A 22,046-nucleotide genomic window follows, 5' to 3' on the forward strand; every position below is an offset into this window, starting at 1 on the left:
TAATTATTACGTTTTAAAAGGAGCTGTAAATATGTCTACTTGGACCATAATCGGTGGCGGTATCCAAGCAGTTACAATTGCGATAAAATTAAAATCCATAGGTATCAAAGACCACGAACTAACAATTATTGATCCACATCATAGTTTATGCGAGCAATTCGAGGATTATACTCAGCGCATTCAAATGCCTTATTTACGTTCGCCGTGTGTCCACCATATACACCCTAATCCCTTTCATTTAAATCAATTTGCTAAATGTTATCAGTATATTAATGCCAGTTATGGACCGTATAAAAGACCAAATCGAGCGTTATTTATAGACCATATTCACCATCTATTACATAAATTTAATTTGAACAAGAACCATATTGTCGGTTTTGCTAATAAAATCAGTTTCAACCAAAAACAATGGCATGTACAATTATCACAACACAATTGGATTACATCAGATTACTTGGTGATTGCAACAGGTTGTAATCACGTACCCTATATTCCACATAACTTTAAACATACGCCAGATGTATATCATATTTTTGATTCACAATTAAATTTACATAAACAAACTTCTCATGTCGTTGGAAGTGGGATTTCTGCAGCACATGTCACTTTAAAATTACTACAACATCAACCGCAATCAGTCATTCATCTTTGGACAAATAAAATAATTGACGTACATGACTTCGACGCAGATCCAGGTTGGTTAGGTCCCAAAAAAATGTCAAACTTTAGTGCATTAACTGACTCTAAAACCAAACTGAAAATCATTCAAAAAGAGCGCCATAAAGGTTCTATGCCTAAAGAATTAGCATTGAGGCTCAAAAAACACATGAAGCAAGGCAAATTAATAATGCATATCAATGAATTAAAAGATATACATCATCATCATATTTGTACAGAACAATATTGTATGTTCTATGATAGCGTAGTATTAGCCACAGGTTTCGAAGATACACTAATGCAACAACCAATTATCAAGCAGCTCGTTAAAAATTTTAATGCACCTGTGTCAGATGCGGGACTGCCTTCTATTTCATCTCATTTAGAATGGTTACCGAATTTATTCGTCACAGGTGGTCTAGCAGATTTAGAACTCGGTCCCTTTGCTCGCAACATCATGGGTGGCCGTGAAGCAGCAGCAAAAATTGCAACTGCTGTTTTATCAAAAAAAACGTATTGAACATAAGATATATTTAACAACAAATAATCATATTCAAAAGAATCTGGGACATAAAGTTCTTGGACAAGTGAAAAAGCCAATTTCAATTGAAATAATAATTAACTCATTGAGTTGCTAATTTGCTCATATTAAATACCATTAATACCAAGAAATAAAGATACTAATAAGACATCTACTTTAAGATTTACTTTAAAACGATTCATTGTTTTATAAAAAGGTGTTTGATTTTGTAAGAGCTACATAATTCAGATACGATTATTAAACATTTCTTCTATTTTACGACCAGTGTATACAGATTGGTGTATACATGTAGAATAATTATTAACATCATTTTGGTTAATATAAGACCTTATTTTTAAAGTATTTTAATGTGAAATGACATATGAATACGTTGTATTTTGGCGTGTCGCTTGAGGAAACAAGACAAGCTGAAGCTGTCCCCTAAGAAAGCGAGCCCACCATACGAAATATTGAATAACAAAGAAGCACACAGATGCATTAATTAAATCATCTGCGTGCTATTTTTCTTAGTTTTTGTACCAAGCTCATATATAGTTTACATTTAATAATAATTAGCTTGAATACACGCTAATCATTAAGATTAATATCACCAATCTAATACTTTAATTTCTCATTGCCGTTTACGTGGTTTAATAGCAACGGTCCCTCTCATTACACAAATCAATCTATCATTTTGGTCTCTGATATCTATGTTCCAAACTTGCGTTGTACTACCTTCATGAATGATTGTAGCAGTCGCAAATATTGTTCCTTCAGTCGTTGAACCTATATGATTTGCATTCATTTCTAGACCTAAAGGAATAAAATGCTCTGTATCAATGATGTCAGCAGCTCCCATTGAGCATGCTGTTTCTCCAAGCGCTAAGCTCGCTCCACCATGTAAAAAGCCAAATGGTTGTTTCACTTCATCTGTGACTGGCATAGACATAACCATAAGTCCATGTTCTTGTCGCTCTACCTTTATCTTTAAAGCATCAAGCATATTCGCCATTGAAGACACCTCTTTTTCTAATTCTTAGCTCTATAATATCATAGCCGCAATAGTGCCAAAAATGATTAATGGAATATTATAAAAAACAAAGTTTGGAATACATGTATCACGAATGTGATCATGTTGACCATCAACATCTAAACCTGCTGTAGGACCTAATGTTGAATCGCTCGCAGGCGATCCCGAATCTCCTAATGCACTCGCCGTTCCTATCAAAGCAATTAATGCCATGGTACTTAGTCCCAAAGATTCACCTAATGGCACAAACAACGTTGCAATAATAGGGATTGTAGCAAATGATGAGCCAATTCCTAAAGTCACGACCAAACCAATAATGTACATTACAATAATACTAACTAATTTATTCTCTCCAATAACACCACTAAGTCCACTTACTAAATTACCTATATCGCCTGTTTCATTCATTACACCTGCAAAACCATTTGCTGATAAAATCACAACACCTATAAATGACATGATTTTAATACCATCGACAAATTTTTGATCTAACTCAGTCCACTTATAAGCGCGTGAAATGAAGAAAACAAGTACACCAGCTAAAGCCCCAAATATCATAGAATCAGTGAACATCTGTACTAAAAAAGTAGCAATAATAGAAATAATCGTTACTACGAGAACATAAGGTCTAATTTCAATTTCACTCATATCTTTAATGTCTTTATGTTCAGAGTATTTTCTTGGTTTTCTATAATAATAAATACCTGCGATTAAGCCAACAATATAGCCTAATGATGGAATCAGCATTGCTTTCCATATCATACCCATTTCAATTGGATGATCTGCTTTAGAGAATCCACTTTGAATGATTTGGTGGAAAATCTGACCGAAACCATAGGGTAATAAAACATATGGCCAACATAAACCAAAGCCAATAATTATTGCAATTTGTCTTCTATCTATATTAAGTTCATTAAACAAACTTATTAATGGAGGTATTACAATTGGGATAAATGCAATATGTACAGGTATTAAGTTTTGACTCATTACACTCATAATTAATAGTGCACCGATAATAATAACTTTAACTTTAATACGTGACATTTTACTGTTTTCTGCATGAATCGCATTGATAATCTTATTTACTAAATAGTCTGTAATACCGCTATAAGAAATCAACGCAGCAAATCCACCTAATAAAGCATAACTTAATGCTACTTCAGCGCCATCAACAATATTTTTACCAAATACAGATACAATGTCTGTGACGCTCATACCTGCGATTAAGCCACCAACTAGTGCACTGATAAATAAGCTTATAACAACATTTAATCTACATAAACAGAGTACAATCATCAGTACCACTGCTATAACAACTGCATTTATCACAAAAGCACAACTCCTTTATTACGTTATCGAACTAAAGTATCACGAGATTTATAATAACAATTGCTTATCAAATTGTCAATCCTATCTTTAGATATATTTATTCAAAACTTTATATTAAAATGAGACATGCTTCATAAACTTGCCGACCTTTTTATATAAGTTAAAAAAGCTTCAAGTTAATCTACTAAAAATTAACTTGAAGCATATGTTTTCTTAACTTCAATGTTGTTTATTTTATTGATTACGTAACCATTGTACGATTGTTGATATTAGATAACCTGTAGGTCCAGCAGGTCCCTTATAACTTGGTTTATTCGTAGTAGCAGGCCCTGCTATATCAAAATGTAAATGTGGTGTATTACCTGCAAAATGATTGATAAATGTTGCTGCAAACAATGCTTTGCCTTGACCATTGGTATGGTTGACTAAATCAGCTACCTCACTTTTTCTTATCAGTGCTTGTTCTGTAGCAGTAATTGGTAATTCAAAGACTTTTTCATCCATAATTTCTGCTTGACCTAGAATAGATTTTAACGTGTCTTCAGCATTTTGATTAAAAACGGCAGCTTTATCTTCACCTAACGCAGCTACAGCAGCACCAGTTAAAGTTGCAAAATCTAATATTATATTTGGCTGAAATTGATTAGCATAAAATACAGCGTCCCCTAAAACAAGACGTCCTTCTGCATCTGTATTTAATACCTCTACAGACTCCCCACTAAGGGCTGTGTAAACATCATCTGGTTTCATCGCCTCTTCATTCACCATATTTTCAGCAGCAGCAATAATACCAACAATATTTAAAGGTAGTGCTAATTGACGGGCAGCTTCGATCATTCCTATTACATTTGCAGAGCCACACATATCAAATTTCATAGTCTGCATACCTGTTTTAGATTTAATTGAATAACCACCGGAATCATAAGTAATGCCTTTGCCTACAAGTGCAATAGGATTTTCTCCTGGTTTGCCACCATTATAAGTCAATGTAATTACACGTGGTCCATTTTTAGAACCTTTACCAACTGCATGAATTAACCCAAACCCTTCTTTTTGTAAAGTCTCATCATCTTTGATATCAACAAATACATTAGTGTCATTAAATTGGTTTTCTATCAGTTCTGCATAATAAGCTGGTGTTAATATATTAGGTGGTATATTACCATAATCACGCGCTAAATTAACAGCAGTTGCAATTGCTTCACCATTTTCAATAGATTTTGCAATATCATCTTCTTCTGTATGTATCTCTAATGTTAATTGATAAGGTGCTGATTTATTGGTTTTATAACCATCAAAATGATAAATTGATTGTTCACTTTGCTGACCAAGAATTTCAGCGATTATTTCTTTTTCTACTTTTTGAGATTTAAATGAATTAAATAACAGTGAAGCTTCAGTGATTCTACTGCTATTTAAAGCTTGGAATAAATTACCGAATATTTTTAAATAATCATTGTATCCTAATTCCTTAGTATTTCCTAATCCTACAGTAATCAACTTATGCGCCTTCTCTTCTACTTTAAAAAATGTAGTCGATATCGTTCCAACATTAGTGCTAAAGACTTGATGTTCCTTTAAAGGTGATAATAAGTCTTTTAAATCTTCTTCACCTATTTTTATGGCCTCTAATTGATTTAAGTGTTCAGGTACACCGACAATGATTGTTTCTTGTTCAACCTTAGCAGTGTTATTTATAATTGCTTTCATCAATCATCCCTCATTTCAGTTTATTCAGTCACATTGTATCATTAATTAATCCCTGTTCATTATTAAAAATGATTTACAGTGTAAACTTATAAAAATATACATATAATAATTGAGGCTGAGACATAAAATAGTCTCAGCCTCAATATTTATACTACTAGATATACATCTAGTATTTATCAGTTATTAAAATTTACCTTTTTTAAATGCTAGACCGACGCCACCAAGTTTGAATACCGCACGTGTATCGATAACTTTTTTCATAAATGCAGCTTTTTTACCTTGGATATCTTTACCATAAACAACACCAACGCCATCGTTAGCACCTAAAGAACATACTGTACCACGATCAACATATTCAAATTCTTGAGTTGGTTGACCTTCTAGGATATTTTTAATGTTCTTAGCAGTGTGCTCGCCTTCTTGCATAGCAATTTGTGCTGTTGTAGGTAATGGACGTTCTTCTCCAGCAGGAATAAATGCAGAACAATCACCTATTACAAAAATATCATTATATCCATCGATAGTTAAATCTTGGTTAGTAACAATACGGCCACGTTTCACACCTTCGAATGATTCTTCCATTAATTTGCTACCACGAACACCAGCAGCCCATACCACTGTATTCGCTTCTAATTGTTGTTCTTCATCGTTAACTTTAACCACGAAACCTTTTTCATTTGCAGCAACGATTGGTGTAGCAATTTTAAATTCAACACCTTTGCTTTCTAAATAGCTTACTGCATGGTTTACTAATTCATCAGAGAATTGAGGTAACATTTTTGGAGCAGCTTCTACACAAGTTATTTTAACTTTTGTTTGATCTACACCATATTTGTTACATAACTCAGGGATACGATCAGTCAATTCACCTAAGAATTCAACACCTGTAAATCCTGCACCGCCAACGATAATAGCTAAATCTTTATCGTCTTTATTTTTTGATGCAGCATAGTTAGCAAATTTATCTTCAATGTGACGCGCCAATTTACGAGCAGTTAAAACATTTTCGATTTGGAAAGCATGATCTTTCATACCTTTAATACCAAATGTTTCACTTTCGAAACCTAAAGCAACAACTAAAATATCGAAATCAAAAATGCCCGCATCAGTTTCTACTTTTTTAGCATTGCGATCAATTTTTGTAACTTCTGCTTTGATGAAGTTTACTTTATTCTTATTGATCACGCTTTCAACTGGGTATAAAACATCTTCATAACTAACTGTTCCAGCTGAAGCTTCATGTAACCAAGTCGCTTCGTAGTGATAATCATTCTTATTAATTAATGTAATTTCAGCCTCATCAGCCGAAAGTTGCTTTTGTAATTTGGTAATAGTTTGTAACCCAGCGTAACCAGCGCCTAAAACTAAAACTTTTTTACGTTCTTGAGCCATTTCATTCACCTAAGCTTTCATAATTTTTTTGTTGCGATCGTCTTTTTAATTTACTGATTTTCATAGAAATTCACAAAAAAGACATTTTTCATCCAACACTAATTTTATAGTTTTTATAGTTTATTTTCAAGCCGAAACGCATATATTGTTTGTTTTTTCACATAAACAGATAAAAGACTATAGTTCTCACCTTACTTAGTCGAACTATAGTCTATAAACACGCTATTTACAATTATTAGCAATCTTCTGGTGAGCCAGAAACTTTTGCAGTTCTAAATGAGCTACCACAACCACAAGATGCAATTGCATTTGGATTGTCTATTTGGAAGCCGCCACCCATTAATGATTGTTTAAAATCAATTTTTGTACCTTCCAATACTGGTATGTCATATTTATCAACCAGCACTTTTACACCGTGAAATTCAAATATTTCATCATTCTCACTAGGTTCAGCTTCTGCAGACATACCATACGTTAATCCAGTACAACCGCCACCATTAACTTTAATTTTTAAAAAACCATTTGGCATATCATTTTGTTCCATCATATCTTTAACTTCGTATGCTGCCGCTTCTGTCAGTTCAACTACTGCCATTAAAATTACCTCCCTAAAAAATCCATGTTTCTTCTATATGTGAATAAATATTTTGTAATAAGTCGTCTGGTGATTCTCCTTCAACAATATCACCGTTTACTAATGCATACAAGCCACTTGAGCAAATACCACAATTTTGTAAACAACCATATTCTAAAACATCTACACCTGGATCATTTTCAAGTTGATTATATACATAATCTCCACCTTTCGCTAAATTCGAAATGCAGAACTCAACTATTGGATTCATATTACACCCTCTCAATTAATTATCAGTTTACCAATTATAACAAAATCACACCGTTTTTGACCAATTACTAGCTTATATTATTGATTCATCTGTTTTGCCATTTTTGTTACAAATAAATTAAAACAAAACTGTTTTTCGTATGAAATGTCATTAACACAATTTTTTTATATTGTTATAATCATATTGCATTTAAAAGATATATATTTACAAATTACAATTCATCATGTTTATTTGTAGAAGTATATAAAAAAGCATATAATATATCTAAGTAAGCTTATTATGAAATTGGTATTTCGTTCAATGAAGACGAATATGATTTAACCAAATTATATTTATTGACTTACATTGACGACAATAGATAAAAATATTATTTATGAACAAAAATAATATTTTTATCAAATTGCTCAATACATTTTTACTAAAGGGGTATCATAAATGAAAAATTTAGTACTATTGGGTGGCGGATACGGAAATATGCGCATTATGTCTCATATTTTACCATCTGCACTTCCTGAAAATTATTCTATTACATTAATTGATCGTATGCCTTATCATGGTTTAAAACCAGAATTCTATGAATTAGCTGCTGGTACTAAATCAGACAAAGATATTCGTATGAATTTCCCTGATTCAGAACGTATCAATATTGTGTATGGAGAAATTAATGATATTAATTTGGAAGATCAAATTATTTCAGTTGGCAACACAAAAGTAGATTATGATGAATTAGTTATTGGACTTGGTTGCGAGGACAAATATCATAATGTTCCAGGTGCTGCAGAATATACGCACAGTATCCAAACGTTATCAAGTTCACGGGAAACATTCCATCATATTAGTGAACTACCAAACGGAGCAAAAGTTGGTATTGTAGGTGCAGGTTTAAGTGGTATCGAATTAGCGAGTGAACTCCGTGAAAGTCGTAAAGACTTACAAATATACTTATATGATCGTGGAGAACGCATTTTACAACGTTTCCCTGAAAAATTAAGTCGTTATATAGAAAATTGGTTTAAAAAGAACGATGTAACAGTAGTACCAAACTCTGATATTAATCGAGTGGAACCTGGTAAGATTTTCAATAATGATGTACCTGAACCATTAGATTTAATCGTTTGGACTGCTGGAATCCAACCTGTGGAAATTGTTAGAAATTTACCAATTGATATTAGTAGAGACGGCCGTGTGATCCTTAACCAATACCATCAAGTTCCAACCTATAAAAATGTGTACGTAGTGGGAGACTGTGCAGATTTGCCTCATGCACCTAGTGCACAACTTGCTGAAGTGCAAGGAGATCAAATTGCTGATGTTATGAAACTACAATGGCAAGGCAAGCCTCTACCAGAAAAAATGCCAGAACTTAAAGTTCAAGGTTTCTTAGGCTCTCTTGGCGATAAAAAAGGGTTTGCCTACATCATGGACAGAACAGTTACTGGTCGTTTAGCTTCAATTTTAAAATCTGGTGTGCTATGGTTATACAAATATCACAATGGATAAATCTTAAACAAAAATAATAAAGACACGTCTTCATATACTTTACTAACATGTATTAAATGTATATGAGCGTGTCTTTTTTCTAAATGATTAAATTAATCTGCATCCATAAATTGAGTGATATCTCTCAATTGTACATATCCATCAGAAACATATTCATCATTCATTGTTACAAGTGGATAGAACAATTCATCCTCCTGAATACGCTCAATATATTGTTGATCATGATCAGTTAAGTTTTCAGTATCCTTCTCGATATCGATATAAGTAAATTCAAATTGTGTATCTGGATACTTTCTTTTGAGCAATGGTTGCAGCCAATCAAAAGTATTTCGAGCAGTTGGTGCGTTAACACAGCTGGCACAAACAACATCTGCACCATAAACGACTACACTTACTTTATTCATTTTAACTATCCCCTTTTGTCTTGATTGATAGATTTTTCTTTATATATCTATTATAATAAAAAGATAGACAGAAAATGAAATAATATACTTGAAAGGAGGCATTTCCATGCCAACTGAAAACGTAACAATGTTTGATCAAGTAGCAGAAGTAATTGAAAAACTACGTCCATTCTTACTACGTGATGGCGGCGATTGCTCGTTAGTAGATGTAGAAGATGGCATTGTTAAGCTTCAATTGCACGGTGCATGTGGTACATGCCCAAGTTCAACAATCACATTAAAAGCAGGCATCGAACGCGCTTTACATGAAGAAGTACCTGGAGTAGTAGAAGTAGAACAAGTATTCTAGTTGATCAACTTATATATAAATTAAACAACAAAAACGTCAAATTTTATAGAATTCTTTGTTTATGAATCTGTTATATGATAATCGATTCATAACAAAATGCACTTTCATGTTCAATGAAGGTGCATTTTTATATTCAAATCATTCACGTTCAATTTTAAAACAACTATTTACCCATGTGTTGCGCAATATGTTCACTAATATAAACCCAGCCTTTCCATCCTATATGGACCGCATCACTGATAACATATGGTTCATAATCTTTATCTGTCATATCATAAATTTTCCCGCCACGATTAACAACAGTTTCCGTAATTTTGTTATACACTTTCTGACGTTTTTCTTTATTTACACCTATATGATCGTACCATTTTCCATTTGATGGAAGACTGATATACTCAATATCAGCACCAGCTTCTCGCATAGTATCTACCAATAACTCCAAATCTTTAAATTCTGGAGAATTACTATTAAATTCATAATCTCTGTTCACTTTACGCTTATGTTTTTTTATTAATTGCCAATACTCATCTCTAATTTTAAACATATTTGATTGTGAATGTTTAGCGCCATATTGTTCAGCTTTATTGTGAAGCATTTTCCAACTTTCATTTTGCGCTGTTACTGGTTTAATATCTTCTAGCTCAGTATTTGAAAGTGGGAAATTCGACTTTATCGCTTCAATTTTTTCAAATTGATTCATTTTAAACGGTGATAAATATTGGTCTTTACTGTTGGTTTTACCTTTAGCTACTTTTTCTAAATAGTTTCGGTTTTCTACATTTTTAAATCTCAATAAACGCTTTGCATAACGTTGTTTAAGCTCTGGACTTAAATGCTTTTGATTAAACATACGATTCAATTGTGCTTTAGATATACGTGCATCAAAATTTTTATTAGTTAATCCATGGTCCGTAAACCATTGTGGTGATATGATAAGTGCCATTTTCTTTCCTTTTAAATAATCATATTGTGAAGCCAATTCTACAGCATTAACCAAATCTGTAGAACCACCTGTGCCAATTAGAAATGGTTGTTTAGCATACGTATTTTTGTTGCGCAATAACATGGACGGATTAAATGGATCATCTTTTCCAAGTTCACTAGAACCATAAATAGGATAAAAATCGTTCGATTTAAACATTTTCTCTTGTATTAGCGTACCTTTTAACACTTGATCTGACAGTGAAGTGCGTTGATTATCTATAGTTTTGGGAGTAATTAATCCGCTAAACCAGCTAGAAGGTAATATTAAGAAAATCCCAAATAAGCATAGACTGATAATAATTGGAATAAAATGTTTTAATTTCATTTTAGTTCTTCTAATGCCGTTACAATCTTATTAGGCGTTGCCCATTCATCTCTGTCAAAATCCATAATTGAAACTTCTATATCTAATTTATTTTGAATTTCTAATAATAAACCAACCGTTTGAAATGAATCTATAATACCTTCTTCAAATAATTCAATGTCAGGATTTTCTTTCACGATATTATTTTCAGTTACTTCAGCTAATAGATCTAACACTTGTTCTTTAAATTCCATTATAATTCCTCCTCATTTTAAAAAAGTTTTCCAGAAAAAATCAGAAAACCGAATGTTACAAAGTGAAACGTTACAACAATACTTAAAGCAGTTGTAAACTGGTTCTGCCAACGTGGACGATGGTTTTTTCTCCATTTTTCATAATAGCCATATCCAATAAATAATGCTGCATGGTACAAACCATACACAATATAATAAATTTCAATACCATGCCAGATACCCATTATTAAAAAGTTTAAGAAAAATGCTATATTCGACATTGCAAATTGACTTTTCAGTAATTTTTTCTTTGACATAAAAAATAATGAACGCATATAAATACAATCCCTAAACCAGAATGAGAGTGACATGTGCCATCTATTCCAAAAATCTTTAATGTTCTTAGCTTTAAATGGTTGGTTAAAGTTTTGTGGGGTATGGATGCCATAAATATAACTAAATGCTATCGCAAATAGTGAATAACCGGCAAAATCAAAAAATAAATATAAACTATAAGCATACATATATAGCCATTTTGTGATAACACCAGAAAAATTCGACATTAATGGATTAATTGCAAATGTTTGTATTAAATAAGCAATAATGTATTTATATAAAAATCCGAGCATGATGTAATGTATTGCTTTGACTAATAAATGACTATAGTCACTTCCACTCAGTATTTTATTGTCATCTTTGACAAAACGTTTGTAACGATCAATCGGCCCTGAAGAAATGGTTGGAAAAAATGATATAAACTGTACGACTTTCCAAAGTCTTACCTCTTTGATTGAACCATCTCTAATTTCCATTAATAGTTGAACACTTTTAAATGTTACATATGAAATACCTAAAAACCCTATAAATTCAATAACTTTACTCTCATGAAGTTTTAACTGTGCAGTACCAAACCACGAACTTTGCATAACTTTAACAACAATCAATGGCAAAATAGAGAGAAAAATAACCGATATAAATTTTGTTGTTGTATTATTTTTAGCTCGAGAATGCCAATAATATATAATAATCATCACTTGCCAAATCAGATAAAGTATAAAATTTATCAATTCTAAACTTAAATACGTTTGTCCAAATAGATTATGCTTAGTCGATGAAAATATTAATATAATCATGACGGCTGTACTAAGACCATTATAGATTCTGCTCTGTTTGCCCATAAATCCTAATATAATAACTGGTAACAAAATTGCTAATGCTATAAAAAAGAATGTAAAATCGCTATATGGAATCATTTTAATATAGCCTCTGCAATCTTCTTACGATCTAATTTCCCATTCATTGTAAGCGGTAATTTTTTCATATATATTATCTTTTTGGGAATCATATATTCAGGCAGTACAGGTTTTAATTCAGTTTTGATATCATGTGTCAAAGTTTGAACATCTTTTACCTCGTCACAATGATTCAATATTACTGCTGCATTTAAATGAGTAACTTTGTTATTTTTATAAGTTGGTACAACAATCGCATCTCTAATCTTTTCTAATTTGCGCAATTGAAATTCTATTTCTTCTAATTCCATACGATAACCGTTTAATTTAATTTGATAATCTATTCTCCCATTTATAAACCATTGATTATCAATAAATTGTGCTTTGTCACCAGTGTAATAAGATTTCTGACCGTCTATTTCGTTAAATACTTTTTTAGAACGTAGTTCGTCTTTGACATATCCTTTACTTACGCATTTCCCTGAAATAATAAGTTCGCCTTCATCGGTCAAAGATAACTTCGTACCCGGCTGCGGTAATCCTACTGGTAAAGGATTGTACTGATTTATCACTTCTTCTGTAACTAATATACTTGTAACTGCTACAGTAGCTTCTGTAGGACCATAAGTGTTGTAAATATATGCAGATGGGAAACGTTGCAGCAATAGTTTTGCAGTTTTATTTGCCAATATCTCGCCGCAAAAGAAAAATTCCTTTAAATTACTGTAATATGTTTCTGTTAAGCGAGGTAACATGAGACACATTTCCATAAATGAGGGTGTAGATACCCATACATTTATTTTTGATTCTTCTAACATTTCATTTAATAATTTTGGTTTATTAATCATTGTTTTATCAACTAAGTTCAAAGTTCCAGCAGTCATTAAACATGGATATATAGACATGACAGATAAATCAAATGAAAAAGGTGCTTGATTTAACCATTGTTGATTTGAACCAACTTGATTAAGTTCTAACATCCAATTTGTAAAAAGATTGAGGCTCTCATAACTGATTTGTACACCTTTGGGCTCTCCAGTAGAACCTGATGTGAAAATAGTATAAGCAATATCTGAATCTTTAATTTTACTTACTATGTCTTCATTTTGTTTTACGCTTGTTAATAACTCTTTTGAAATAAAGGAAATATCCTCAATTTCTAGTTGTTCATCAGTAGTATTAAATATATATTGAGGCTCTATTTTATTTATAATAGATAGAATACGATCTTGAGGGATAGAAGTATCTAGGGGGACATAGCCACAACCTGCTTTCATACTACCTATCATTCCCACAATCATAAACGGGGACATGTGCCCATATAAAATTAGTGGTGTTTTAGCATCTTTCAATAGGATTGCAAGTTTATTAGCAAAGCAATTGAGCGCTTCATATGTCAGAATTTCGTCATTATGTTTAACTGCAACTTGATTTGGGCAGTTTTCTCCATGCTCTATTAAAGTTCGAATGATGTCTTTCATGATAGTCTCCTTAATTAAAATTCATTGTAAATAAAGTTATTGTGTGTATCTCCTGTACCATAAATTAAATATAATGCAATTAATATAGCTAAATACATTACTATCAATAACCACGGTTTGAATTTTTGTAAAGCAGTACGTTCTTTATCGTTTTTTTGCATATTTCACCTCTAGCATTTATGTAAATTTAACATTAACCATCTTCATTAAATTATTTTTTATATTTTACACTTTATTGTATATAAATTATTCAACTTTTTCACCAATTAATTATACAATTTTTCCTACGTCATTACAATTAAATATTTGTGCATATATATAACAAAACTGTTAGATAGAATATAAATAAATAGAACGCTATTTTAAAAATTAAAAAAATACACATTAAATTCTTTTACAAAAATTTAATGTGTATTCATCAAATCAAGATATAATAAGCCAATAATGCAACAATCACAGTTATCATATGCGGCAATCTCTTTTAGTAATCATGCAAATTTAAATAACTGACCTTCATTGTAAATATTTCTAAAAATCAAGCTACTCTTCATTTGGGTTAACCAAATAATGAGTCGCTTGAAAAGGTATGCGTAATTTATACTACAGGTGTCTTAGGTTCTTTTTCACTTAACACTAACTTTATATTATCTATACAAAGTTGTATCATTCGGTCTCTTGTTATCACCGATGCACTTCCAATATGTGGCAGTATTGTTGCATTGTCCATTGAAAGTAATGGATGTTTCATATCAATGGGTTCTTCTCTTAAAACATCCAATCCACATGCTTTAATTTCACCGTTTTGTAAAGCTTTCACTAATGCTTCCTCATCAACGACAGCACCCCTACCGATATTGATAAAAATCGCATCATTTTTCATCATTTTAAATGCCTTATCGTCAAACTTATCACGTGTTTCTGCAGTTAATGGTACCGTACAAATCACAAAGTCGCTCTCTTTTAATAATGTTTCAAATGAAACGTATAATGCACCAAGCGCTTCTTCATCATCTTTATGTCTAGTTCTGTTATGATACATAATATTCGTATTGAAACCTTTTAGACGTCTCGCGAATGCTTTTCCAATATCGCCCATACCATAAATACCGACATTAGCATGATATAAATCTTTACCGGCAAATAAATACGGTCCCCAACTCTGCCATTCACCATTTTGAACATAAGTTTCCGCTTCGACTACACGTCTTGCTACTGCAAGCATCAAAGTAAAGCCTAATTCCGCCGTTGTTTCAGTTAAAACACTTGGTGTATTCGTCACAACAATACCCTTACTTTGCATCAAATCAACATCTATATTGTCATAACCTACTGCCATGTTTGCTATGACTTTCAGGTTTGGTGCAGCTTCAATAACTTCTTCATCCATTGTTTCACTTAATGTCACAAAACAAGCTGTTGCGTCTTTTAAAGCTGTTAAAAATTTTTCTCTTGGCATAGGGGTCAACGATGCATCCCAAACTTCTACTTCACCGATGTCCTCTAATTGTTTGATAAATTTCTGTGGAATTTTTCTACTTACTACGATTTTTTGCATTCAATCACTCCTAAACTTCGAGTTCTTTGATTACCTCGTTTAAATCTTTAAAACTATATGTTGGCGGTATTGCTTTTTGGTTTACATCATCTAAAGTTGATACACCTGTTTGAACATGTATTGTATCAACATTAACATTGATTCCAGAAAGTATATCTGTATCATATAAATCACCTATCATTGCAACTTCAGAACAATCTAATCCCAAAATCTCTAAGGCTTTATTCATAATAATGGGTTCTGGTTTACCAATAAATGTTGGTTCAACACCTGTAGATACTGACACAACACTTGTAATTGCGCCATTACCAGGTAAGAATCCACGTTCTTTTGGAATGGATACATCTTTATTTGTTGAAATGAATTTTGCTCCATTTCGAACACCTAGCGTAGCCGTTGCTAATTTTTCATAAGTTACAGCTTCATCCAAACCAATAACTACATAATCTACAAACTCATCATCTTTTATTTTTAAATGATGTTGCGTTAACGCTTTTTCTAAACCAGTGCCACCTAACATATAGATTGAGGCACCTGGTTGTTCATCAGCAATATATTCTGCAGTTGCCAGTGCTGATGTAACTACTTCATCTGCTGTAGCATCAATTCCCATCACTTTTAATTTTTCTGCTACTTCTGATGGTTCTTTAGTGGAGTTATTCGTGACAAATAAATGAGGTATTTGATGCTTGTTTAAGTATTCAATAAACTGTGCTGCGCCATCAATTTTTTCATTTCCTTTGTACATCGTACCATCCAAATCAATGAGATATGCTTTGTACTGTTTCATCAAAAATTACTTCTCTCCTTTTTGACCAAATGCTGTTATAGGTACATTTTCATTATTCAAAAATTGTATTACCTCATCGATAAATTGTTGATAATAATCAAGTGCTTTATCAAAAAGTGGTTTTAATTGAATCGTATCAAGTTCATCATAAAAATGAACGAATTGCTTTCTGACATCAACAGTTTGGTTAACATTATTTTGAGTATCTTTAGAAATTACATTTTCTAATTCTAAAATATCAATGACATCTTTATAATTTCCTGGATCTCTCAAAATAAAGCCATCAATGATCATATTACCAATATCTACTGATGATTCAATCAACATTTGTGAAATTCTTTCAAATGCATAGTGATTATCTCTATAATCTGGATAATCATTAACTAATTGTTGTAAATAGTTTAATTTTTTATCTAACTTTTCTTTATTAACAAAATACATCTATGTCACCCCTATCATTCTCATCATACCACACCTTTGCAGTCGAATTCATTTATGGTTATACTGTAAATTAAGACTTTTTAAGTTCATTGAATGATTCGAATGATATAAAACTTTAATATCTCAATGATGAAAGGGTGTTTTTATGATAGATATGTATCTTTATGACGATGATGAATCATCACAGGTGCAATTTGTAGGTTTCGTCGGAGAATTTAGTCGTTATGATTTAATGCTCATACAAACTGATCGTCACTTTGGAAAAACAATTGTTTTAAACATGCAAACAAATAAATTTGGCATTATTGGTACAGATGATTTAGAAGAAGAAGGATACATTGCTTATATTTTAGGTGTAACTGAAAATGAAGGTAATGAAATCACTGAATATCTCAATCAAGTCATACAATAATTGCTATGACAAACGCACAAGTTCAAATTAGTATTAATGGCCAAAATACAGTTCGTTAAAAATTATTTCTATGTCATATTATTAATTAAATCGATGCACATGATAAGACACAATGTCATTGAAAAAGGCTGAGTCATTTACGATAATCAGCCTTTTTTATTTAGCATCTGCTAAATTTATAAAAAAGCTACTATTCATCACCCGTAACTCCTCGGTTGAATAGCAGCCTAACTTGTTTTTTAATATTAAACTGGCGCTAAATCTACATCAACTTATTGTTCTGTATCTTGAATCGTTGGTTGAATTTTAACATCTTGTAATTTATTTTCTTCAAATGATATTAACGCATTTTCATCTTCTGTTTCAATTTGAGATTGAATTTCATTTTCTGGAACTTTTCTGAGAATAAAATACGGACACCCAAAGTTGCAGTATTCTAATAAATAATCTTGAATTGTGGAAAAACGCTTACTTAATTCAGCTTTCTTATTCGAATCTTTATAGAATCCTTTTAATCTTAATTGATCATATCCAAAATCTCCCACAATATAATCATACTTATCTAAAATATCAGCGTAACGATTTGCAAATAATGTTTCATCAAAACATTCTCTATAATCTTCTATAATTTCAAAATAAAAACTATTAACTTTTATCATTATACTCACCTAATCTAATTTTCATTACTCAATTTAACCATACAGTGTCTGTCTTTAATAGGTTAGTAATCAATTTTTATTATTTCTAATAAAAGACTTAGCCCAAAGTGAGTTAACGCGCATCGTTAATATCCCTAATTGAACTAAGTCTTTAAATACAATATCTATATTTTAACTATTAGAATCTGTATTAAGTTTTTCTTCACCTAGACGATGTCTTTCTTTTGCCGCTTCGTTTACTTGCTCATCTGCATGATAAGAACTTCTCACAAGCGGTCCAGCTTGGCAATGTTTGAAACCTTTATCCATTGCTACTTTTCTTAATTTACCAAATTCTAAAGGTGTATAGTATTTTTCAACTTTTAAGTGTTTACGTGAAGGTTGCAAATATTGACCAATAGTCAAGATATCTACGTCATTCGCACGCAAATCATCCATTGTTTCATAAATTTCTTCGTGAGTTTCACCTAGTCCTACCATTAAACTAGATTTTGTTGGTATATCAGGTTGTAATTCTTTAGAACGTCTTAAAAATTCTAAAGTACGGTCATAAGTCGCTCTAGCACGAACTCTTGGTGTTAAACGACGAACTGTTTCAATATTATGGTTTAAAATATCTGGTTTTGAAGCCATTAACGTTTCTAAAGCTTCAAAGTCACCACCCATATCAGATGGTAATATTTCTATTGAAGTGTAAGGGTTACGCTCACGTACTTTACGGACTGTTTCAGCATAAACATTTGAACCAGCATCTCTTAAATCATCACGTGCAACCGCTGTTATAACAACATGTTTTAAATTCATTAATTCAACAGATTCTGCCACACGCTCTGGCTCATCTAAATCTAACTCATTAGGCAATCCGGTTTTAACCGCACAGAAACGACATGCACGCGTACAAACTGCGCCTAAAATCATAAATGTAGCAGTACGACGTTCGCCCCAACACTCATGTATGTTTGGACATTTTGCTTCTTCACACACTGTATGTAAGTTCTTTTCTCGCATCATTTTCTTAAGACCAGTGTAGTTTTCGTTAGTATTCAGTTTTATTTTCAACCAATCTGGTTTACGTAAAATTTCTTCATTTTTAGTAGCCATAACCGCACAATTCCTCCTGATTTCAAATCTGTAATCATTATAACGAAAATCGGATTAAATTAAAACGTAAAATGTAATATTTTAATATTCGAGCATTTTTTCTTTGTAAATATCTCTTAAAAATTCTGGCATTAAGTAATCTATAGATTGTTCTTTTAACGATGGGAAATAACGACCAAATGTATACATATCAACAGTACCTAACACATAAATTTTATCGTCTTCAATTTCTTCTCCATTGATGAAATATCTTGATTCTGATTCTATTAATCCTAAATTATATAATATATAGCCACCAAAAATATCTCCTCTAAAACCTAAACCTTGTGCATGTTCATGTAGATATTCTTGTTTTTGACTTTTAATAATTATATTTTTTAATTCCAGACCATTTAAACGGATACGAACGGCATTGATAGGATGAGGTAACATTTGATGAATATCAAACTCTGTCATTTGATTCGCTGAGATACCTTTTACAATCAATCCTGCGTTAATGATTGTACAATCAGCATTTGTAAATTCAAATACACTTTCAGCTAACATATAAGAAGTCTTTGTTATAACATCTGTTCTTCTTGGTAATTCAACTGGTCGATTAATAATTGGATCGCTTAATAGTGCTTTACCTTCACTTTCGAAATGTGTTTCAACCTCAGGTAAAGTATCTACTGGATAAATCACCGCTTGCTTATCTACCACTCTATTACGGTCTATTTCCAATGTCACTTCACCTAAAAAATGACCATATTTACCTGCAGCTGCCATTAATACACCATTATTCATTTCTCCATTTTCAAAATAATGATGTGTATGACTCCCTAGTATTAAATCTATTTCAGGAATTTCTTGGCATAATTTCTCATCAAAGAACACGCCTACATGGCTCATAATAATCAATAAATCATAATCGCCTTCGTTCGCACTGATTTCGTCTTTAATAGCTTCTAATGGATCGGTAACAACCCAATCCAACGCTCTATAAAATGGTGTGAATGGCGCAGTTGCTGCAACAAATAAGATGCTCACACCTTCAATTTCCTTAATGATTGATGATGTGATATTGCGCGGTAAGTCACCCTGTTCGTCAAAAACATTTGCACAGGTTACATCAAATTTTGCATTGTCATAAAGTGTATTTAATGCATCATGTGAAATGGTCATACCTTCGTTATTACCAATTGTTGCTATATCACATCGTGCTTTATTTAATAGTTCAACATTTTTTATTCCCATAGTAGCTTCTGTAACAGGTGCAGATAGATCTACATGGTCTCCAATATCTAAATAGAGCGAGGGATGATTTAATTTTGGTATCTCTTGAGCTAAATATTCGGAAATGCAAGCATACGCATGCAAATGACTATGGATATCATTTGTATGATAAATAGTTAATTTCACCTTGGTTCCCTCCTCTTAGTTTATAAAAATGATTTAATGATTAAATATAGTCCCATTATAAGCATAACTGTTCTTAATAACATAACGACAGTATTTGATTGTATGGATTGATTTACTTTCACACCTATTTTAGCACCCAAATAGCTAGAGATGATTAATACAATAGAATAAACCCAAGCTACATGTCCTTGGGCAATATGCCCAACAGAGCTCATCACGCTAGAAAAGAATATCATCATCATGCTTGTACCGACAGCGACATGTGGTGGGAATCTGAAAACAATTAACATTAAAGGTGTCATTAATGCGCCGCCACCAATACCAAACAATCCTGTCAAAACACCTATAAATAACGTTGATACAAATGCTACAACTGGCGGAACACTATAATGATGTGTCTTTCCATAACCATCAACATATGTACGTGCATACTTTGGTTTATTAAACATTTTCATCGGCTTAATATTATTTCTTATCATGAGCAAAATTGCTACAAATATTAAAAAGATCCCAAAATATAAATTAAAAGAGTCTAAAGTTAAAAAACGACTTAAAATAGACCCAACCAAAGAACCTGGCAATAATCCAAATAAAAAGATGGAACCATTTTTGACGTCAACTTGTTTCGTTTTTAAATAACCTAATGTTGATGATAGTCCTGTCACGATTAATATTAATGAAGATGTTCCTATGGCAATCTGAGGTGTGATACCATGTAGTAAATCATTTTCTACGCCCAAATAAACTAAAGTTGGGACGATGATAATACCGCCACCAATGCCCACAAGTGAACCCAATATGGCTGATAAACCACCAATTAAAATCAAAATGATTATTGTTAACATATCTGACCGCTCCTAAAATAATTTTAATTGTTGTGGTGCTAAGCCTTCATAATCAATGCCTAATAATGTTTGGTATGTTTTAGCATTTTGTGCAGCATGACCACCGGAGTTATTATTAAAAACGACATAAATATTTTTAGCTTTTTGTTCTAATAATTTCACTTTTTGCGCTAAATCTTGAAGTTCTTGTTTATTATAATCGTACAAGTACCTTACATCTCTCCACGCTTCATCCGTCATATCTTTTTTTGTCCATCCATGTTCATTTCTGCCATGATAGCGCACAAATGCTGTCTCATTTGTAATACGATTAACTAGGGGGATTGACCCTTGGCCAACTTGTGGTTCATCACATACTGCGTGTATCATGTCATGTTCAGTTAAAAAAGCTAATGTTTCTTCCTTAAACTGATTACTAAACCAGGATTGATGTCTAAATTCTATACAAACAGGAAATGTTTTCAGCTGTTCTCGTACATATCGAATATATCTGATGTTTTGTACCGTGCAATCAAACCAAGGCGGAAATTGTACTAGTACCATCGCTAACTTTTGTTCAGATTTTAATGGCGTTAACATCGCTTTAAACTGATCAAAAAGTATTTGTCTTGATTCTGCAAAATCGTGATAATCTGCATGAAGTGTTAATGCCTGATGAATTTTAACTATAAATTGAAATCTCTCAGGCGTCTCTCTTATCCATTTTCTAATATTTCTTTCAGGTTGTATCGCATAATAAGATGCATCTAATTCTACGATGGGAAAATGACTTGCATATGTAATTAGCTTATCTGATTTACGCTGTAAATCTTCGTACAAAGTATCATGGTCTCCCCAACCTGTTAATCCAATATTTATCATAGTATCACCAG

Annotated in this window: 24 protein-coding genes and 1 pseudogene; 4 read left to right on the top strand and 21 right to left on the bottom strand. The window is 32.2% G+C overall.

Annotated elements, in window-relative coordinates; translation table 11 throughout:
• Window positions 1-31 precede the first annotated feature (31 nt).
• Window positions 32-1,177: an NAD(P)-binding domain-containing protein gene (locus tag NST87_RS09355; protein WP_019469666.1), complete on the top strand. Its 1,146-nt coding sequence runs from the start codon at window positions 32-34 to the stop codon at window positions 1,175-1,177.
• A gap of 146 nt (window positions 1,178-1,323) precedes the next feature.
• Here the strand turns inward: NST87_RS09355 and NST87_RS09360 are convergent.
• From NST87_RS09360 to NST87_RS09390, 7 genes and pseudogenes are all read right to left on the bottom strand, one after another.
• Window positions 1,324-1,511: pseudogene (locus NST87_RS09360) on the bottom strand (transposase); the annotation flags it as partial.
• Between the two features lie 297 nt (window positions 1,512-1,808).
• The gene (locus tag NST87_RS09365) at window positions 1,809-2,189 is read right to left on the bottom strand and encodes a PaaI family thioesterase (protein WP_019469667.1); all 381 of its coding nucleotides are present in this window, start codon (window positions 2,187-2,189) and stop codon (window positions 1,809-1,811) included.
• Window positions 2,190-2,219: 30 nt separating this feature from the next.
• Window positions 2,220-3,536, bottom strand: coding sequence for a Na+/H+ antiporter family protein (locus NST87_RS09370; protein WP_019469668.1), 1,317 nt, complete (start codon window positions 3,534-3,536; stop codon window positions 2,220-2,222).
• A 234-nt stretch (window positions 3,537-3,770) separates the two neighbouring features.
• Window positions 3,771-5,246: a M17 family metallopeptidase gene (locus tag NST87_RS09375; protein WP_019469669.1), complete on the bottom strand. Its 1,476-nt coding sequence runs from the start codon at window positions 5,244-5,246 to the stop codon at window positions 3,771-3,773.
• A gap of 183 nt (window positions 5,247-5,429) precedes the next feature.
• Window positions 5,430-6,638 (bottom strand): NAD(P)/FAD-dependent oxidoreductase, encoded by a 1,209-nt coding sequence (locus tag NST87_RS09380; RefSeq protein WP_019469670.1) that lies wholly within the window; start codon window positions 6,636-6,638, stop codon window positions 5,430-5,432.
• Between the two features lie 235 nt (window positions 6,639-6,873).
• Window positions 6,874-7,233: a HesB/IscA family protein gene (locus tag NST87_RS09385; RefSeq protein ID WP_019469671.1), complete on the bottom strand. Its 360-nt coding sequence runs from the start codon at window positions 7,231-7,233 to the stop codon at window positions 6,874-6,876.
• 13 nt (window positions 7,234-7,246) lie between these two features.
• On the bottom strand, window positions 7,247-7,483 hold the full coding sequence (locus tag NST87_RS09390; protein WP_019469672.1) for a YuzB family protein: 237 nt from the start codon (window positions 7,481-7,483) through the stop codon (window positions 7,247-7,249).
• A gap of 435 nt (window positions 7,484-7,918) precedes the next feature.
• Here NST87_RS09390 and NST87_RS09395 point away from each other — a divergent pair, with 435 nt between their 5' ends.
• Window positions 7,919-8,983 carry an NAD(P)/FAD-dependent oxidoreductase gene (locus NST87_RS09395; protein WP_019469673.1) on the top strand — a complete coding sequence of 355 codons (1,065 nt, stop codon included), beginning with the start codon at window positions 7,919-7,921 and terminating at the stop codon, window positions 8,981-8,983.
• A 92-nt stretch (window positions 8,984-9,075) separates the two neighbouring features.
• Here NST87_RS09395 and NST87_RS09400 read toward each other — a convergent pair whose 3' ends face one another.
• Window positions 9,076-9,387 carry a YuzD family protein gene (locus tag NST87_RS09400; protein WP_019469674.1) on the bottom strand — a complete coding sequence of 104 codons (312 nt, stop codon included), beginning with the start codon at window positions 9,385-9,387 and terminating at the stop codon, window positions 9,076-9,078.
• A 106-nt stretch (window positions 9,388-9,493) separates the two neighbouring features.
• Here NST87_RS09400 and NST87_RS09405 point away from each other — a divergent pair, with 106 nt between their 5' ends.
• Window positions 9,494-9,736 carry a NifU family protein gene (locus NST87_RS09405; RefSeq protein ID WP_019469675.1) on the top strand — a complete coding sequence of 81 codons (243 nt, stop codon included), beginning with the start codon at window positions 9,494-9,496 and terminating at the stop codon, window positions 9,734-9,736.
• Between the two features lie 163 nt (window positions 9,737-9,899).
• Here the strand turns inward: NST87_RS09405 and dltD are convergent, their stop codons facing one another.
• From dltD to NST87_RS09445, 8 genes are all read right to left on the bottom strand, one after another.
• Window positions 9,900-11,045: a D-alanyl-lipoteichoic acid biosynthesis protein DltD gene (gene dltD / locus NST87_RS09410; protein WP_040030168.1), complete on the bottom strand. Its 1,146-nt coding sequence runs from the start codon at window positions 11,043-11,045 to the stop codon at window positions 9,900-9,902.
• Window positions 11,042-11,278: a D-alanine--poly(phosphoribitol) ligase subunit 2 gene (gene dltC, locus NST87_RS09415; protein WP_019469678.1), complete on the bottom strand. Its 237-nt coding sequence runs from the start codon at window positions 11,276-11,278 to the stop codon at window positions 11,042-11,044. The genes dltD and dltC overlap by 4 nt, the downstream gene beginning before the upstream one ends.
• A 17-nt stretch (window positions 11,279-11,295) precedes the next feature.
• Entirely contained in the window at window positions 11,296-12,510 is a 1,215-nt protein-coding gene (gene dltB / locus NST87_RS09420) for a D-alanyl-lipoteichoic acid biosynthesis protein DltB (protein ID WP_040030169.1), read from the bottom strand.
• Window positions 12,507-13,970, bottom strand: coding sequence for a D-alanine--poly(phosphoribitol) ligase subunit DltA (dltA, locus tag NST87_RS09425; RefSeq protein WP_019469680.1), 1,464 nt, complete (start codon window positions 13,968-13,970; stop codon window positions 12,507-12,509). The genes dltB and dltA overlap by 4 nt, the downstream gene beginning before the upstream one ends.
• Window positions 13,971-13,984: 14 nt before the next feature.
• Complete coding sequence (locus tag NST87_RS09430; protein WP_019469681.1) at window positions 13,985-14,131, bottom strand: teichoic acid D-Ala incorporation-associated protein DltX; 147 nt, start codon at window positions 14,129-14,131, stop codon at window positions 13,985-13,987.
• A gap of 434 nt (window positions 14,132-14,565) precedes the next feature.
• Window positions 14,566-15,525 (bottom strand): 2-hydroxyacid dehydrogenase, encoded by a 960-nt coding sequence (locus NST87_RS09435; RefSeq protein WP_040030171.1) that lies wholly within the window; start codon window positions 15,523-15,525, stop codon window positions 14,566-14,568.
• A 10-nt stretch (window positions 15,526-15,535) separates the two neighbouring features.
• The gene (locus NST87_RS09440) at window positions 15,536-16,315 is read right to left on the bottom strand and encodes a TIGR01457 family HAD-type hydrolase (protein ID WP_019469683.1); all 780 of its coding nucleotides are present in this window, start codon (window positions 16,313-16,315) and stop codon (window positions 15,536-15,538) included.
• A gap of 6 nt (window positions 16,316-16,321) precedes the next feature.
• Window positions 16,322-16,756 (bottom strand): DUF86 domain-containing protein, encoded by a 435-nt coding sequence (locus tag NST87_RS09445; protein ID WP_019469684.1) that lies wholly within the window; start codon window positions 16,754-16,756, stop codon window positions 16,322-16,324.
• Window positions 16,757-16,901: 145 nt separating this feature from the next.
• On the opposite strand from NST87_RS09445, the gene NST87_RS09450 reads away from it, so the two are divergent.
• Entirely contained in the window at window positions 16,902-17,168 is a 267-nt protein-coding gene (locus tag NST87_RS09450; RefSeq protein ID WP_019469685.1) for a DUF3055 domain-containing protein, read from the top strand.
• Between the two features lie 272 nt (window positions 17,169-17,440).
• Here NST87_RS09450 and NST87_RS09455 read toward each other — a convergent pair whose 3' ends face one another.
• From NST87_RS09455 to NST87_RS09475, 5 genes are all read right to left on the bottom strand, one after another.
• Window positions 17,441-17,827 carry a YutD family protein gene (locus NST87_RS09455; protein WP_019469686.1) on the bottom strand — a complete coding sequence of 129 codons (387 nt, stop codon included), beginning with the start codon at window positions 17,825-17,827 and terminating at the stop codon, window positions 17,441-17,443.
• A gap of 171 nt (window positions 17,828-17,998) precedes the next feature.
• Window positions 17,999-18,928 (bottom strand): lipoyl synthase, encoded by a 930-nt coding sequence (lipA, locus tag NST87_RS09460; protein ID WP_019469687.1) that lies wholly within the window; start codon window positions 18,926-18,928, stop codon window positions 17,999-18,001.
• 81 nt (window positions 18,929-19,009) lie between these two features.
• Window positions 19,010-20,329, bottom strand: coding sequence for a bifunctional metallophosphatase/5'-nucleotidase (locus NST87_RS09465; protein ID WP_340721623.1), 1,320 nt, complete (start codon window positions 20,327-20,329; stop codon window positions 19,010-19,012).
• Window positions 20,330-20,349: 20 nt separating this feature from the next.
• Complete coding sequence (locus tag NST87_RS09470; protein WP_019469689.1) at window positions 20,350-21,174, bottom strand: sulfite exporter TauE/SafE family protein; 825 nt, start codon at window positions 21,172-21,174, stop codon at window positions 20,350-20,352.
• A gap of 12 nt (window positions 21,175-21,186) precedes the next feature.
• Entirely contained in the window at window positions 21,187-22,035 is an 849-nt protein-coding gene (locus NST87_RS09475) for a DUF72 domain-containing protein (protein WP_019469690.1), read from the bottom strand.
• Window positions 22,036-22,046 lie beyond the last annotated feature (11 nt).

The organism is Staphylococcus sp. FSL W8-0271, from assembly GCF_038006605.1.
Lineage (GTDB): Bacteria > Bacillota > Bacilli > Staphylococcales > Staphylococcaceae > Staphylococcus > Staphylococcus cohnii.